Source organism: Kribbella italica (genome assembly GCF_014205135.1).
Taxonomy (GTDB): Bacteria; Actinomycetota; Actinomycetes; order Propionibacteriales; family Kribbellaceae; genus Kribbella; species Kribbella italica.
On the sequence record NZ_JACHMY010000001.1, the window covers coordinates 2,627,017 to 2,641,685 of the forward strand.

14 protein-coding genes are annotated in these 14,669 nt (G+C 68.7%); 4 read left to right on the plus strand and 10 right to left on the minus strand.

Going from position 1 to position 14,669, the window contains the following annotated elements:
* Positions 1 to 14: 14 nt before the first annotated feature.
* From HDA39_RS12240 to HDA39_RS12265, 6 genes are read right to left on the minus strand one after another with little or no spacing between them, the layout of a single operon-like run.
* Entirely contained in the window at positions 15 to 764 is a 750-nt protein-coding gene (locus HDA39_RS12240; protein WP_184795344.1) for an N-acetylmannosamine-6-phosphate 2-epimerase, read from the minus strand.
* Positions 761 to 1,681, minus strand: coding sequence for an ROK family protein (locus HDA39_RS12245; protein WP_184795345.1), 921 nt, complete (start codon positions 1,679 to 1,681; stop codon positions 761 to 763). The genes HDA39_RS12240 and HDA39_RS12245 overlap by 4 nt, the downstream gene beginning before the upstream one ends.
* Positions 1,678 to 2,556 (minus strand): carbohydrate ABC transporter permease, encoded by an 879-nt coding sequence (locus HDA39_RS12250; protein WP_184795346.1) that lies wholly within the window; start codon positions 2,554 to 2,556, stop codon positions 1,678 to 1,680. Before HDA39_RS12250 ends, HDA39_RS12245 begins: the two co-directional genes overlap by 4 nt.
* A gap of 9 nt (positions 2,557 to 2,565) precedes the next feature.
* On the minus strand, positions 2,566 to 3,528 hold the full coding sequence (locus HDA39_RS12255; protein ID WP_337925721.1) for a carbohydrate ABC transporter permease: 963 nt from the start codon (positions 3,526 to 3,528) through the stop codon (positions 2,566 to 2,568).
* Positions 3,529 to 3,538: 10 nt separating this feature from the next.
* Positions 3,539 to 4,846 carry an ABC transporter substrate-binding protein gene (locus HDA39_RS12260; protein WP_184795347.1) on the minus strand — a complete coding sequence of 436 codons (1,308 nt, stop codon included), beginning with the start codon at positions 4,844 to 4,846 and terminating at the stop codon, positions 3,539 to 3,541.
* 31 nt (positions 4,847 to 4,877) lie between these two features.
* Positions 4,878 to 6,380, minus strand: coding sequence for a DUF4127 family protein (locus tag HDA39_RS12265; RefSeq protein WP_184795348.1), 1,503 nt, complete (start codon positions 6,378 to 6,380; stop codon positions 4,878 to 4,880).
* Positions 6,381 to 6,563: 183 nt separating this feature from the next.
* Here HDA39_RS12265 and HDA39_RS12270 point away from each other — a divergent pair, with 183 nt between their 5' ends.
* The gene (locus tag HDA39_RS12270; protein WP_184795349.1) at positions 6,564 to 7,298 is read left to right on the plus strand and encodes a UTRA domain-containing protein; all 735 of its coding nucleotides are present in this window, start codon (positions 6,564 to 6,566) and stop codon (positions 7,296 to 7,298) included.
* Between the two features lie 9 nt (positions 7,299 to 7,307).
* Here HDA39_RS12270 and HDA39_RS12275 read toward each other — a convergent pair whose 3' ends face one another.
* Genes HDA39_RS12275 through HDA39_RS12285 form a run of 3 tightly spaced genes read right to left on the minus strand, consistent with a single transcriptional unit; the run spans position 7,308 to position 10,365 of the window.
* Positions 7,308 to 8,534, minus strand: coding sequence for a sugar ABC transporter permease (locus HDA39_RS12275; RefSeq protein ID WP_202892970.1), 1,227 nt, complete (start codon positions 8,532 to 8,534; stop codon positions 7,308 to 7,310).
* A complete protein-coding gene (locus tag HDA39_RS12280; RefSeq protein WP_184795350.1) occupies positions 8,531 to 9,313 on the minus strand; it encodes an ATP-binding cassette domain-containing protein in 783 nt (260 codons plus the stop codon). The genes HDA39_RS12275 and HDA39_RS12280 overlap by 4 nt, the downstream gene beginning before the upstream one ends.
* Positions 9,313 to 10,365, minus strand: a complete 1,053-nt coding sequence (locus HDA39_RS12285; RefSeq protein ID WP_184795351.1) for an ABC transporter substrate-binding protein — start codon at positions 10,363 to 10,365, stop codon at positions 9,313 to 9,315. Before HDA39_RS12285 ends, HDA39_RS12280 begins: the two co-directional genes overlap by 1 nt.
* 179 nt (positions 10,366 to 10,544) lie before the next feature.
* On the opposite strand from HDA39_RS12285, the gene HDA39_RS12290 reads away from it, so the two are divergent.
* The 3 genes from HDA39_RS12290 (at position 10,545) to HDA39_RS12300 (ending at position 13,597) form a co-directional block, all read left to right on the plus strand.
* Positions 10,545 to 12,098 carry an alpha/beta fold hydrolase gene (locus tag HDA39_RS12290; RefSeq protein WP_184795352.1) on the plus strand — a complete coding sequence of 518 codons (1,554 nt, stop codon included), beginning with the start codon at positions 10,545 to 10,547 and terminating at the stop codon, positions 12,096 to 12,098.
* A complete protein-coding gene (locus HDA39_RS12295; protein WP_184795353.1) occupies positions 12,079 to 12,786 on the plus strand; it encodes a DUF1345 domain-containing protein in 708 nt (235 codons plus the stop codon). The genes HDA39_RS12290 and HDA39_RS12295 overlap by 20 nt, the downstream gene beginning before the upstream one ends.
* 76 nt (positions 12,787 to 12,862) lie before the next feature.
* Positions 12,863 to 13,597, plus strand: a complete 735-nt coding sequence (locus HDA39_RS12300) for a MerR family transcriptional regulator (protein ID WP_184795354.1) — start codon at positions 12,863 to 12,865, stop codon at positions 13,595 to 13,597.
* A gap of 45 nt (positions 13,598 to 13,642) precedes the next feature.
* Here the strand turns inward: HDA39_RS12300 and HDA39_RS12305 are convergent, their stop codons facing one another.
* Positions 13,643 to 14,659, minus strand: coding sequence for a substrate-binding domain-containing protein (locus HDA39_RS12305; RefSeq protein WP_202892971.1), 1,017 nt, complete (start codon positions 14,657 to 14,659; stop codon positions 13,643 to 13,645).
* Positions 14,660 to 14,669 lie beyond the last annotated feature (10 nt).

Consider the following 14,669-nt stretch of genomic DNA (forward strand, 5'->3'; position numbering starts at 1 on the left):
CCGGGCCGACGACCTCACCGCGATGGTCCGGCGGCACACTTTCGCCCCGCCTGCTGTGGTCTCGGATTCGGTGCCGCCGCCTTCGCCACACCGTCCAGTTCTCGCGTGAACTGCCGGGTGATCCAGCCGGGCGCGGTGATCGCTGTCCCGACGACGACGGCCCAGGCCCGGGCCTCGATCGCCTGTGCTGCTTGCGCCGGAGTCCGGTAGCGACCTTCGGCGATGACCGGGACGCTGAGGTGTTCTGTCAGCGCCGCGACCAAGGCGAGGTCGGGCTCGTCACGCTGCGGGCTGTCCGGGGTGTAGCCGGACAACGTGGTCGACACGACGTCGGCGCCAAGCGCTTCGGCAGCCTCACCTTCCTCGAGGGTGGACACGTCCGCCATCGCCAGCGCGCCGGCGGCATGGATCGCCTCGATGCTGCGGACCAGCGGTTCGCCGTCCGGCCGCGGCCGCGCCGTACCGTCGACAGCGACGATCGACGCGCCGGTTTCGGCCACTTGCCGCGCATGCCACACCGTCGGCGTGATGTAGACGTCGCTGTCGAGATCCACCTTCCACAGGCCGACAACGGGGACGTCGACCTTGGATCGAACGACCCGGATGTCGTCCAGGCCCTCCAGCCGCAGCCCCACGGCTCCACCCTGGACGGCGCTCATCGACAGGGCCGCGATGATGGCGGGGTTGCGTAGCGGATCGTCCCCCCGTGCTTGGCACGACACGATCAGACCACCCCTGATCTGCTGCAGCTGCCCGTCCGTCATCGCGCTCCGATCGTTGCGGTCTCTGGATCGAGCAGCAGGGACGCCGCTCCGAGCACCGCGGCGTACTGGCCCAGCTGACCCAGCCGCACCTGTACGCCCTCGGCCGGTCCGGGCAGGCAATGGCTTCGCATCGACTCTTCGACCCTCTTCCGATAGGACTCGCCGAGCGCCGCCACACCACCGTTCAGTACGACGGCCTGCGGGTCGATCACGTTGGCCAGACCGGCCAGGCCGCGGCCGAGCGACCTCGCTCCGGCATCGATGACGGCAGCGGCGCGGCCGTCGCCCGTATCTGCCCACGCCGCGATCTCCCGCAGGTCGGCCGACGAGCCGTACGCCGCGGCGATAGCAGGCCCGGATGCGACGGTCTCCAGGTGATCCAGTTCGCCGCAGCTGCAGATCACCCCAGTCCCGTCGGCGACCGGGAGGTGCCCCAGTTCACCAGCGGTGTGGTGGGTACCGCGGATCAGGGTGCCCCCAATGGTGAGCGCCCCACCGATCCCGGTGCCGACCGCGACGTACAGGACGTCGTCGAGGCCGCGGCCGGCGCCGTACCACCTCTCACCGAGCGCGGTCGTGTTGCCGTCGTTGTCACCGGCAACGGGAAGCGAGAGCCGACGCCCGAGCCCGGCCGCGACCTCACAGCCGGCCCAGTTCCGGATCAGGTCGGTCGCCGACAGGACCACACCGGTGGTGTGGTCGACGACGCCGCCGGTGCCCACTCCTACCCCGTCGAGGTCCGTGCCGGGAGACGCCTGGCGAACCAGCGCGGCGACGGCGTCGAGAACGGCCTCACCACCGGCGGCGGCCGGCGTCGCTGTGACGAGCAAGGGACCTGGCTCTCCACCCGCGGTGACCGTCGCCGCGGCGATCTTGGTCCCGCCGATGTCGACACCGACGACTTGCCGTGCGGTCATCCCTTGACCCCGGTCAGGCTGACGCCTTCGACGAACACCCGTTGAGCGGCCAGGAACAGCAGCAGCACCGGCGCCATGAAGAGCAGGGTGGCCGCCAAGGTCAGGTTCCACTGCACACCGAACGACGTCTTGAAGGCAGCCAGCCCCATCGACAGGGTCCAGAACGACTCGTTCTCGCTGGTGTAGAGCAGCGGCCCGAACAGGTCGTTCCAGCAGTACATGAAGTGGAACAACGCCACCGCTGCCACCGCCGGCTTGGCCATGGGCAGGATCACCCGGGTCATGATGCGCCACTCGCTCGCGCCGTCGATGCGGGCCGCCTCGGCGTAGTCCTGCGGGATCGAGACGAGGAACTGGCGGAGCAGGAAGATCGAGAACGCGTGCCCGAAGAAGGACGGCACGATCAGCGGCGCCAAGGCCCCCAGCCAACCGAGCTGCCCGTACATCACGTACAGCGGGACGACCGTGATCTGCAGCGGCAGCATCATCATCGCCAGCACCAGAACCATGGCCAGCCGCTGGCCGCGCCACTGGAACCGGGCCAGCGCATAGGCCGCCGGGACCGACGAGACCACGACACCGAGGGTCGACAGTACGGCGTACTGCAGGGTGTTGACCGTGTAACCGATCAGCGGGATCGACTCGAACACTCGTCCGAAGTTGCCCAGGGCCACGGGATTCGGCAGCAGGCGCGACGTGAGCGCCTGCTGGTCGGTCATCACCGCGGTGAGCACGGCGAAGACCAGCGGGGTGACGAACATGGCGACCAGCGCCAGCAGGACGGATCGATGGGCGATCCAGCCCAGGAGGCGGCGGCGACGCAAGGTCCGGTCGGACAGCAGCCGATGCTGAACCGTAGGGGCAAAGGTGGTCATCAGGAAACCTCAGAACCAGGTCCGGGCGCGGCGGACGAAAAGGGCCGCCACTGCGATCGAGACAACGAACAGCAGGCTGGCCAGTGCCGACGCGTAGCCGAGGTTGAAGTTCTGGAACCCCTGCTTGTACAGCAGCACCGAGTAGAACATCGTCGAGTCCTGCGGGTAGCCGAGCGTTCCCGCCGTCGTCGCCGTCCCTCCGGACAGCACTTGCGCGACGACGTACGGCTGCGCGAAGTACTGCAGGACGTCGATCACGCCGGTGATGCTCGCGAACAGGATCACCGGACGCAGGGTGGGCAGCGTGATGTGCCAGAACCGCCGCGCCGCACCGGCTCCGTCGATCGAGGCCGCTTCGTACTGCTCGAGGGGCACGTCCAGCAACGACGTGTAGAAGATCACGACGAACGTGCCCACGCCCCACAGCGACAGCAGGATCAGCGCCGGCTTCGACCAGGTGGGCGATTCGAACCACTGCGGTGCCGGTACACCGACGGCGGCGAGCACCTTGTTGACCGGCCCGGTGCCCGGGTTGAGCAGGTAGACGAACGCCAGGCCGGCCGCGACCGGCGGCACCAGGCTCGGGAAGTAGAACACGACCCGCAACGCCGTCCGGCCGCGCTTGACCCCCATGATCAGCACCGCGATCAGCATCGACAACCCGACGTGCAACGGCACCAGAATGGCCAGCATCCACAGCGTGTTGCGGACCGCCGGCCAGAACTGTGCGTCCACCAGCATGTAGCGGAAGTTGTCCAGTCCGGCCCACGTCGGCGCCGAGATGAGGTTGTAGTGGGTGAACGAGAGGTACACCGTCTGCACCAGCGGGTACCCGAAGAACACCACGAACCCGATCGCGCTCGGCGCCATCAGTACGGCGACGAAGGTGTTGCGCTGCCGCCGGCCTCGCGACCGTGACTTCGGGGACGGCGATGCGACGGCGGGAGGACGGTTCTGGGTGACGACCGACACCGATCCGCTCCTAGCGCTGTCCGAGCAGACCGGTGATCTGCTCGTCGACCTTGGCCAGTCCGGCCGCCGGGTCCGCCGACCGCCCGGACTCCCACTGCTCCAGGAACGAGCTCATCGGGTCGATGTAGCCCGCGCCCGCCGCCGTGGTCGGATTGGTCTGGCTGGCAGGGTGGACCTGCATCGCGACGAACGACTTGAAGGCCGGGTCGGCGACGAGATCCTTCGAGGCCAGGGCGGGTTTCCAGGTCGGTACGTTGACCAGTCCGTTGCCGAGCTTCACCTGCGCCTGCTCGTCGGTGGCCAGGTACTTCACCAGCTTCCAGGCGAGGTCGGGATTCTTGCTAGCCTTGGTCACGCCGGCGATGTGGTTGACGACGTAGCCCATCCCGTAGTCGGCGGCCTTCTGCTCCGTGACCGGCATCGGCGCGGTGCCGAAGTCCAGGTCCGGGGTGAACTGCTTGATGAAGGCGGTGCGGTACTCGCCGTCGATCATCATCGCCAGTTTGCCCTGCTGGAAGGCGTTCGCGGCCGAGTACGGCTGCCCGGCGGCGGCAGTGAAGGCCTTCGCCTGCTCGTACCCATAGGAGCCGACCAGGTCACGTTGCCAGCCCAGGTACGCCTTCCAGCCCGGTGAGGCCGCGGTGGCCGGCTTGCCGTCGGCATCGAACCATTCCGCGCCGAAGAACGGCGCGTAGAACTGGACCCGGTTCGCGTAGAAGTTCGTCAGCGGCAGGTAGCCCGCGACCTCGAGCTTGCCGTCCGGGCTGCGCTTGGTCAGCTTCCGGGCGTACTCGGTGAGCTGCTGGAAAGTCTTCGGCGGCGTCTTCAGTCCGGCCTGCGCGAAGAGCTTCTTGTTGTAGTACAGGCCGTAGACGTCGCCGAGCGCCGGCAGCGCGCAGCGCTTCCCGTCGTACTGGGTTGCCTGCCACGACGCCGGGGTGAACTGGCCCGTGTCCAGGCCGTCCTTCGCGATCCGGTCGGTCAGGTCGATCCAGCCGCCGCTGGAGCAGAACAGGCCGACGTAGTCGTTCGACGCGGCCCACTGGACGTCCGGCGCGCTGCCGCCCCGGAGGCCCTGGACCAGTTTGTCGTTGTTCTGCTGGCCGACGACGGTGACGCTCACGCCGGGGTTGGCGGCCTCGAAGTCCTTCACGACCGACTTGAACACGTCGAGCTCGCGTCCGCTGTAGCCGTTCCAGACGGTGATCGTGTTGGTACCGGACGACGACTTGCCGGTGTCGACCGCGCCGACGCAGCTCGCCGCCAGGACGGCGACCGCCAGCCCGGCGGCGGGCAGCAGAAGAGATCGGGAGCGCATGGCAGTGGTTCCTTCCACGGAGGACGGTTGGTCAGGACGTCGAACGGATGACGAAGTCGATCTCGAAACTGCGGTGCCACGGGAGGCTGACGTCCTCGAGTACGAACCGTTCGGCATCGGCCGGGCTGAGCTCGGCCAGGCACTGCCGGAGCCTCGCGGTGGCGTCGCCGATGTAGCCGGCTTCTCGCTCAGGCGCGATGAAGGGCCGGTCGTTGCGCAGCGGCAGGTCGCGGACCAGCTCGGTCCGGGCGACCGCCTGGTAGCCGTAGTCCTCGACCAGGCGGTGCAGCAGGAACGCCCGGGCGGCGACCGGATCGAAGCTCCCCCACCGGTGGCCGAGCACGGTCGCGACGCCCGCCGCGACCACGGTGCCGATCGTGTTGCCGGCCGTGTTCCACCCGGCGTACGCCGTCAGTTCCAGCAGCAGCCGGCGCGCGACCAGGTGATCGACGAGCCGCGGATCGGCGCCGTTCGGGTAGCACACGTCGGCGAGCACGACCCTGTGGCCGGCCGCCAGCTCCCGGCCGACCAGGTCCGCCGTCGCGGCCGCGGCACCCTCTCGCGCCGGTTCCGGAGCACCTCGTACCCAGTCGCCGTCGCCCGGACGGGGCGCGTGGACCACGACGACGAAGTCGGGTGCCTCGGTGACGATCACACCACCGGCCGCTTCGATCTGCCGTGTCACCGTGGTCAGGACCGGGTTGTTCTCGTACGGCGCGACGCGCTCAAGACCTTCGTCGCCTTCCGCGCAAGCGATCGCCACCTTCACCGGCTCGGCGTTGCGAGAGGTCAGTGACCGAGCGACGAGAACAGCTCCGACCTCGTCCGCGCCCGGGTACATGAGCACGTCGGCCGATGGCTGCAGCGCCGCGGTCCACTGGCGCAACCAGATCTGCTCCAGCGAACCGGCCGCGTGGACCGCGGTGTCGTCCGCCGTGATCAGCAACGGATCGACCACACCGGCGGCGGCGAGCCCGAGCACCTCGAGATTGACCACGTGGTTGCGCAGCCGGCGCGTCAAGAAGTCGGCACGCACCTCGGCCGGGATGACCTTCGCGTCCTCGGCAACGAATGGGTCTCCCTCGAAGGCACGGTGCAGCTCGGCGCCGAGTGCGTGCAACTCCCGGCCGTACTCACTCCAGTACTCCGGTTCTTCCTCCGGGCTGTACGAGTCCGTCGCGCGCATCACCAGGGTCACCGCGGCGATGGGCAGGTCCGGGCGGCGTCGCCGCAGGGCGCGCAAGCCGTGGTCCAGGCGTCGTGCCACCGCGACCACGGTGTCGTCCGACGTCCGCGAGGCGATCAGGCCTCCGTAGCAGAGCATGTCCGTGGACACGACCACCGCGTCGAGCTCCGCGTCCTCGCCGAGCTGGTTCACCCAGTCGGCGACAGCGTCGGCATCACCGGGCTGTCGCTTGGTCGGCAGCATCGGTCGAGGCGGCAGCAGCACCTCGACGCCGGCGATCGCGGCGACCGCGGCAGGAAGTGAGGTGTTGACCGGTCGTTCGTCCAGCGGGACGAGGGCGACGCGCATGGGGAGCTCCAACTCTGGATCGTCTGGTCTAGTTCGGCTATCGTGGGCTAGACCACGAAATAGTGGAACGATCCGGGGATGCCTGTCAACCCCTGACGATCTTGGATACCGTCGCCCGACAGCCGGGGACAGCATCGATGTGGTGGGAGGGCGAGAGCACTGAAGGACCACGATCAAGGGCCCGTGAGCCGGGCCGGCTCCGGGGCGCTGCGCGAACGACTGCTCGACCTCCTGGACCAGAAGGAGCCGGGCGACCGGCTGCCCGCGGAGCGTCAGCTGGCCGCGGACTTCGGCGTGGCGCGGATGACCCTGCGCAACGCGCTCGACCGGCTCGAGGCCGAAGGGCGGGTCCACCGGATCCCCAAGCAGGGCGCGTTCGTCGGGCAGCACAAACTGACCCACGGGCTGACGGTCTCGTCGTTCACCGAAGAGATGCTTGCCCTGGGCAAACGACCGTCCAGCCGCACGCTCGGCATGGACGTCCGGTACGCCGGGGAGACCCTGGCCACGAAGCTCCGGATCGGCCCCGACGAGCGGGTCTGGCGGATCAGCCGGCTCCGGCTGGCCGACGAGATCCCGCTCACCCTGGAGACCGTGTACGTCCCGCAGACGATCGCGCCCGACCTGACCAGGGAAGACCTGCAGGACCAGTCGTGGTACCAGCTTCTGGCCGAGCGCTACGGCCGGCGGATCACTTCCGGCGTACAGACCATCGAGCCGACGGTGACCGACGAGGAGGAGTCGATCCTGCTCGACGTCCCGTTACGTTCGGCGGCCTTCCTCTTCGTCCGCACCTGCGAGGACCAGTCCGGCCGCCCGGTCGAGCACGTCCGCGCGACCACCCGGGGCGACCTCTACCGGATCCAGTGCCAACTGACCTTGGGACAGCCTGGGCTAGACCAAACCCCCTGGAGTTGACCGTCTTGGCTACCCGCGGCCGTGGCTGGCGCGGGAACGCCGGGCCAGGGAGTCCACGCCGACCGCGAGGAGCAGCACGACTCCGGTGACGAAGAAGCGATAGGACGAGTCCAGGCTGAGCAGCGTCAGGCCGCTGGAGATCGACTGGATGACCAGGATGCCGAGGACCGCGGCGAAGGCGGTCCCTCGGCCACCGAACAGACTGGTGCCACCGATCACGGCGGCGGCGATCGCGTTGAGGTTGACGTCCCCTCCCCCACTGCTCTGGTTCGCTGCCGCCAGCCGGGCCGCGGCGAGGATGCCGCCGACCGCGGCGAGCGTCGTACAGAGCACGAAGGCCGAGGTGTAGACCAGGTTGACGTTGAGCCCTGCCCGCCGGGCGGCCTCGACGTTGCCGCCCACGGCGTACAGGGACTTGCCCCACCTGGTCGAGGTGAGTCCGTAGTGCAGGACGAGCGCGAGCCCGACGAAGAGGACGAACATCCAGCCGACGCCACGCGTGCGGTTCAGGTACCACACCGCGAAGCCGAGGCCGGCCAGCATCAGACCGCTCCGCGCCAGCAAGAACCTCAGCGAACGCGCCGACAGGCCTACGGTACGGCGCTTGCCCGCGTGCCGATAACCGACGGCGAACAGCGCGGCGGCCGCGACCACGACCACGACGTAGGACAGCCAGGCCGGGACGAACCAGAGCTGAGCGAACCGCACGAGCGCCGAGTCGTACGGGAGATTGATCGAGCCCGACGTACCGAGCGCCTTCAGTTGCAGGCCGAGGAACGACAGCAGACCGGCCAGCGTGATCACGAAGCTCGGAATCCCGACCCGGTTGTGGACCAGCGAGTAGAGCAGCCCGATACCGATCCCGGCCGCGACCGCGGTGACCACCGCCAGCCAGGCCGGCCAGCTCTCGTTGACGAAGAGGACCGCCATGATCGCCGCGGACAGGCCGCTGATCGAGCCGACCGAGAGGTCGATCTGGCCGACCAGCAGGACACAGACGATGCCGAGCGCAACGATGCCGACCGGTACGCACTCCATCGTCAGGTTCACCAGGTTGGTGCTGGACAGGAAGATCGGGTTGAGCGCCTGCAGCACGGCCCAGATCACCACGAGTCCGATCACCACCGGGATCATGCCGAGTTCCCCGGACCGGACCCGGTCGAGCAGGCTCGCGCCGTACCCTCTCAGCCCCGATCGTTGCCGGAGGCGCTCGTCGCTCAGATCCATCGCCGTCATCCCTGGGCTCCTTCCCGTACGTCGCTCTGCCCGCGGGCCGCGCGCCGCGTCACGACGTTGTCCGACGCACCGGTGATCGCGGCGACGAGTTCCTCCGACGAGGTGACGCGGGCATCGAACACGCCGTTGGACCGGCCGAGCCGCAGGACGGCCACCTGGTCCGCGACAGCGCGGACGTCGGCCATGTTGTGGCTGATCATGACGACACCGTGCCCGTTCTCGCGAAGCCGCTCGATCAGGTTGAGCACCTCGGTGGTCTGGGCGACGCCGAGCGCCGCGGTGGGCTCGTCGAGGACGACGACCTTCGGGTCACCGAGCAGCGACCGGGCGATCGCGACGGTCTGCCGCTGCCCGCCGGACAGTGCGGCGACCGGGATCCGGACCGCCGGGAGCTTGGCCGACAACTGCCGGAGCAGCTCCCAGGAACGAACCTCCATCGCCACGTCGTCCAGCCGGTACGGCGCGAGCTCACGGCCGAGGAACAGATTCTCGACGACGCTCAGGTTCTCGCACAGCGCGAGGTCCTGGAACACGGTCGCGATGCCGAGGCGGTGCGCCGCCGCGGGCCCGTTGATCGTCACCTCGCGGCCCTCGAACAGGACCTGGCCGGCGTCCGGAGCATGGACGCCGGACAGGACTTTCACCAGCGTCGACTTGCCGGCACCGTTGTCGCCGACGATCGCGACCACCTGTCCGGCATCCACGCTCAGGTCGACGTCGGTCAGCGCGGCGACCGCACCGAAGTTCTTGCTGATCCCCCGCAACTCGAGGACCGCCATCACTTGACCCCGAGCTTGTCGCAGGCCGCCTGGTACTCCGCCGTGCAGACATCGGCGACCTTCAGGGCGAAGTCCGGTGTGGCCAGCACCTCGGCGACGTTGTCCTGGGTGACGACGGTCGGGGTGAACAGCTCCGACGGCGTGTCGAACAGCGTCGTCTTCCCGGCCGGCTTGTTGCCCTGGGCAAATTCGTGGGCGACGACGGCGGCAGCGTCGGCGACGGTCTTGATCGGCTTGGAGATGGTGTTGAACTGATCACCGGCGATCACGCGCTGGATCGCGGCCAGCTCGGCGTCGTTGCCGGTGACCGGCGGCACCTTCGTACCGGCCGCTTTGAAGGCTGCGATCGAGGCGCCACCGGTGCCGTCGTTCGCGGCGACCACACCGGCGATCTGGTTCGGGAACCGGGTGATCTGACCGCCGACCCACTCCTGCGCCTTCGGCGGCTGCCAGCCCGGGGTGTCGAACTCGGCGAGCAGCTTGAAGCCGCTCGGATCGACCGCGCTGTGGATGCCCTTCTTGATCAATCCGGCCGCGGCATCGGTCGGTGAGCCGTTGACCTGCAGGATGCCGCCGGTCGCCTTGGCCGCCTTGAGCTCGTCGACCAGCGACTGGGCGATCAGCTGACCGATCTTCTCGTTGTCGAACGACACGTAGTAGTCGGCCTTCTTGTCCGGGATCGGCCGGTCGTAGGCGATCACCGGGATCCCTTGGCCCTGTGCGGACTGGACGATCGAGGCCGCCGCGGCGGAGTCCACCGGATCGATCACGATCGCCTTCACACCCTGGGCGAGCATCGAGTTCGCCTGCTGCTGCTGTTTGGACGGATCGGCACCGGCGTTCTGGTAGAGCACCTCGCAGCCGGCGCACAACTCCTTCATCTTGGCCTTGAACAGCGGCGCGTCGAACTGCTCGTAGCGGGTCGAGGCGATGTCGGGCATCAGGAAGGCGATCTTGGCGTCCCCGCCGCCGCCACCCGGCTCGTTCTCGGCACCGCAGGCAACGATCATCGGCGCGAGCATCGCCGCCGCGGCCATCAGCCGAAGTCTCATCCCGACCCGCCTCTCTCAGGCTATAGTGTTATTTTCACATGTTTCGCTGTTAGAAACACAACCGCACTGAGCCCTGGCTGTCAAGATCGAACGCTGTGGCAGCCGGTCTTGACGTGGCCGTAGCGGCCACGTGTTGGCTTGTCGGTGATCGCCTCACCACTGCTCTAGGAGTCCCTGTCGTGTCTCGCTTCGCTCGGTTCCGCCGGCCGCTCGCCGTCGCGTTGTTGTCGTCCGTCCTGGTCGGGTGCAGCGCGTCGACAGCATCAACAGATCGCGTTGACGAGGCTCTCCCGGAACTCACGGCGTTCTACGACCAGAAGCTGGACTACGGCTCGTGCGCCGGTTTCGCGACGACCGATCGCGACGTCAAGGCCTTTGCGAACAAGCAACTGCAGTGCGCCCGCTTGACCGTTCCGCTGGACTACGGGAATCCGAAGGGCCGGACGATCCAGCTCGGCGTACTGAAGGTCGCGGCCACCGGGGAGCCGAAGGGCTCGCTGGTGGTCAACCCGGGTGGTCCGGCGTCGTCCGGCATGAGTTTCGCCGCGCAGCTGAAGGACTTCAAGGGCTATCCGAGGATCGCCCGACAGTTCGATGTGGTCGGCTTCGACATGCGCGGCACCGGCGCCTCCACGCCGTCGGTCGACTGTCTGACCGACGCCGAGCGGCGCAACGACCTGCTGATGGCCATCAACTTGTTCGGGGGCGAGACCTGGACCGAGAACGAAACCCGCCGGGTCGCCGCGAGCTGCGCCGACGGATCCGGTGGAGCGGACGTCATCAGCCATCTGGGCAGCCGCGACACCGCCCGCGACATGGACCTCCTGCGGGCCGTCCTCGGCGACGAACAGCTCAACTACTTCGGCTTCAGCTACGGGACCCGGCTGGGCGCGGTGTACGCCCAGACCTTCCCCGGCAAGGTCCGGACCATGGTCCTGGACGGGGCGATGGATCCTCGCCTCGGCATCGAGAAGCGGATGGTCGACCAGTACGCCGGCTTCCAGCAGGCGTTCGACGCGCTGGCCACCGATTGTGCTCGAGCGGCGGGCTGCCCACTCGGCACGGATCCGGCCAAGGCGACCAGCAGGTTCCAGCAACTGGTCCGGCCACTGCTCGATCGACCGCTGCCGGTCGGTACCGATCGCCGGCTGACCTACCGCGGCGCGGTCGAAGCAGTGCTGTTCGGGCTCTACCACTCGACCGATTGGCCGACGGTCGTCAAGGCCTTGACGGAACTCGCCGCAGGCCAGGGACGGACCTTGCTCGCTATCCGCGACGGCGCGCACGAACTCCAGGCCGACGGCCGGTACACCAACATGCTGGAGGGCGCGTTCGCGACCCATTGCAACGACCGGGAGCGGCTGAGTCCGCAGCAGGAAACCGCGATGCGCCGGCAGATGCAGGCCGCCGCTCCCTTCTTGGACGACGGCCGGAACCGTCAGGCTCGTGACATCTGCGAACACTGGCCGGCCGGGCCCAGCCTGACCTACCCCTACGTGACCGACACCGACGGTCTGCCGCCGACGCTGGTGGTCTCGGTCACCGGCGACCCTGCCTCGCCCCACCAGCACGGCATCGGGCTGGCCAAGACGCTCGGCGCCGGCTTGCTGACCGTCGACGGGAAACAGCACGGGGCTGCCCTGGTCGCCGGCAACGACTGCGTCGACTCCATCGTGGCCACGTACCTGATCGACGCCAAGGCTGCACCCGCCGATGCCCACTGTGCCCTCTGACGGCCGCCCGCGGCTGGTCTCCGACGGATCCCGGTACGTCGTCGCGGCCGCGGTGAGCGTAGCGCTGGCGGCGGGCTACGGCTCGCTCGTACAGATCTGGACGCCGGGGACGATCGGATCGCTCGAGTTCTTGGTGACCGTCTACTTCGGCACCTGGTCGGCCTACGCCACGATCTACATGTGTCTGACCTGGGCGGTCCTGCGGCCGGCCGGCGGGGCCGAGCTGCGCAGGTGGCTGGCGGAATCCCAGGAGAATCGACGCCGGCGCCGCCGTTCGGAGTGGTGGTCGGGCGGTGGACCTCTCGGTGCGCTGTCGTTCTGCCTCCTGGCGATCGGGTCGGTGGCAGCTGCGGCAGTGCTGCCCGAACTCCGCAGCAGCCCGACCGTCATCGGACTTGCCGTGCTGGTCGTGGCTTCGTCGTGGCTGCTGATCGTCACCGTCTACACCGTGCACTATGCCCGGGAGGACGCCCATCGGGGTGGATTGCGGTTTGCCGGTCTCGGCGAATCCAAGCCCCGGCTGTCGGACTACTGGTATCTGGCCGTGCAGGTCGGCACCGCCTACAACGGAGCTGATGTGGCCGTGTCCAGCCCCGCCATGCGAAAGACCGTGGCCCAGCATGCCCTGGTCGCCTTCTTGTTCAACTCCATCCTGATCGCCCTGCTCGTCTCACTCCTGGTCGCCTGAACCGCAGTGGCAGTAAAATTGCGTCCGGGCAGAGAGTTCGCCACCTGGAGCTGATCGGGACGGAAGGAGGCCCGTCGTGGTCTGGAGCCCCCGCCAGCTTGCCGAGTTGGCCGACACCAGCAGGCGTACCGTCCGGCATTACCACGAACTGGGACTGTTGCCTGAGCCCCGGCGGCAATCCAACGGCTACCGTCTGTACGGCGTTGCGCACCTCATCCGGCTGCTCCGGATCCGCCGCCTGACCCAACTCGGTCTCACCTTGCCGCAGATCGCCGTCATCGGTGACGCCGACGAGCACCCCGCCACCGCGCTGCGAGCCCTCGACGCCGAACTGGCCGTCACCATCGATCAACTCCAGCAGACACGGCTGGAGCTCGCCGACATGCTGCACCGGGCCGCGCCCACAGACCTACCGGCGGCTGCCGCCGCACAGGTTCGCGGACTGCCCGAGGTCGAGCGCGCTCTGGTCGTCGTGCTCTCCCGGCTGCTGAGCGACGACGCGCTGGAGGCCTACCTGGACCTCCTGGCTCCCTACCGCGACCACACCGCTGTCGCGGCTTTCGACAGCCTCGCCGTCGACGCCGACCTCCAGCAGCAGCACGAGCTCGCGGCGCGACTGGCCGGACACCTGCGCGCGCTGTCGACGGACCGTTCCGACCTGGTGCGAGCTGTCGAGGTCGGTCTGCCGACGATCTCGCCGGCCAAGCGGACCGTTCAGCGGGCGATCGGCGACCTGTACCATCCCGCTCAGCTGTCCGTTCTCACTCTGACGCTCGAGATCAACGGCGCATCCCCTCCGTCCTTCGAGTAGATCAGCCGTCCTGAGTCGCGGCGCTGGGCGGGCGTGTCAGCCGCGTCAGGCTGATTCGCGCACGATCAGGGTGGCGGGCAGGACGACCCGGCTGCCGCTCACCGATGGCGCGGGGCGCTCGCCGTACCGGTCGGGGGTCCGTTCGGCGGTCAGTTGGTGCAGCACATCGGCCAGTCTCCGGCCGTGGGCGTACTTGTCGGTGTGCACGGTGGTCAGCGGTGGGAAGACGTACGGCGCGATGGACAGGTCGTCGAAGCCGACGACCGCGAGCTCCGACGGTACGGCCAGGCCTCGCTCCCGGGCGGCGTGGATCGCGCCGATCGCCATCAGGTCGTTGAAGGCGACCACGGCCGTGATCTCCGGCCGGGCGTTGAGCAGTTCGTGCAACGCGGCGGTCCCGCCGGGAATCGTCGGCGGACCCTGGATCACGTGGCCGGCGAGGTCGGCGGCGGGCAGCGCGACGGGGACCTGCTCCACGAAGGCCTCCCGCCGCTCGTCGGCCGCCACGCCCACCGTGCTGTCCAGCATGCCGATCTGCTGGTGACCGGATGCGACGAGATGCTCGACGGCCGCCCGGATCCCGGCACCGAAGTCCGTCGTCACCGACGTCAGCGCGGCATGGTCGACGGGCCGGTCGGAGACCACCATCGGCAGATCCCCGGCGTACCGGGCCAGCGTCGCGTCGTCGAGGGCGTAGAAGAATCCCACGACGCCGTCGGCTCCCCGCGCGATCAGCTCGTTCAGCGCGCTCTCCTCCCGCCGGCGCGACAGGTCGGTGTTGTAGACGACGACGTTCCACCCGACGGTCTCGGCCGCATCGAAGAGACCTCGCGCGACCGCCGGGTAGAACGGGTTGGAGATGTCGGAGACGATCAGGCCGATCGTGTTGGACTTGCGGGTCTTCATCCCCCGGGCGAAGGCGTTCGGGCGGTAGTCCAGCCGCTCGATCGTGGCGAGCACCCGCTGCCGGGTCTCCGGCTTGATCTCGGCCATGTTGTTCAGGGCACGGGAAACCGTCTGCCGCGACACTCCCGCCGCGGCCGCCACGTCTTCGATGGTCACCCGCACGATC

Excerpts from the sequence above, each read along its gene's own strand:
- HDA39_RS12240 (WP_184795344.1), bottom strand. The coding sequence starts at position 764 with ATGACGGACGGGCAGCTGCAGCAGATCAGGGGTGGTCTGATCGTGTCG.
- HDA39_RS12285 (WP_184795351.1), bottom strand. The coding sequence starts at position 10,365 with ATGAGACTTCGGCTGATGGCCGCGGCGGCGATGCTCGCGCCGATGATC.
- HDA39_RS12245 (WP_184795345.1), bottom strand. The coding sequence starts at position 1,681 with ATGACCGCACGGCAAGTCGTCGGTGTCGACATCGGCGGGACCAAGATC.
- HDA39_RS12275 (WP_202892970.1), bottom strand. The coding sequence starts at position 8,534 with ATGACGGCGATGGATCTGAGCGACGAGCGCCTCCGGCAACGATCGGGG.
- HDA39_RS12295 (WP_184795353.1), top strand. The coding sequence starts at position 12,079 with ATGCCCACTGTGCCCTCTGACGGCCGCCCGCGGCTGGTCTCCGACGGA.
- HDA39_RS12265 (WP_184795348.1), bottom strand. The coding sequence starts at position 6,380 with ATGCGCGTCGCCCTCGTCCCGCTGGACGAACGACCGGTCAACACCTCA.
- HDA39_RS12280 (WP_184795350.1), bottom strand. The coding sequence starts at position 9,313 with ATGGCGGTCCTCGAGTTGCGGGGGATCAGCAAGAACTTCGGTGCGGTC.
- HDA39_RS12250 (WP_184795346.1), bottom strand. The coding sequence starts at position 2,556 with ATGACCACCTTTGCCCCTACGGTTCAGCATCGGCTGCTGTCCGACCGG.
- HDA39_RS12260 (WP_184795347.1), bottom strand. The coding sequence starts at position 4,846 with ATGCGCTCCCGATCTCTTCTGCTGCCCGCCGCCGGGCTGGCGGTCGCC.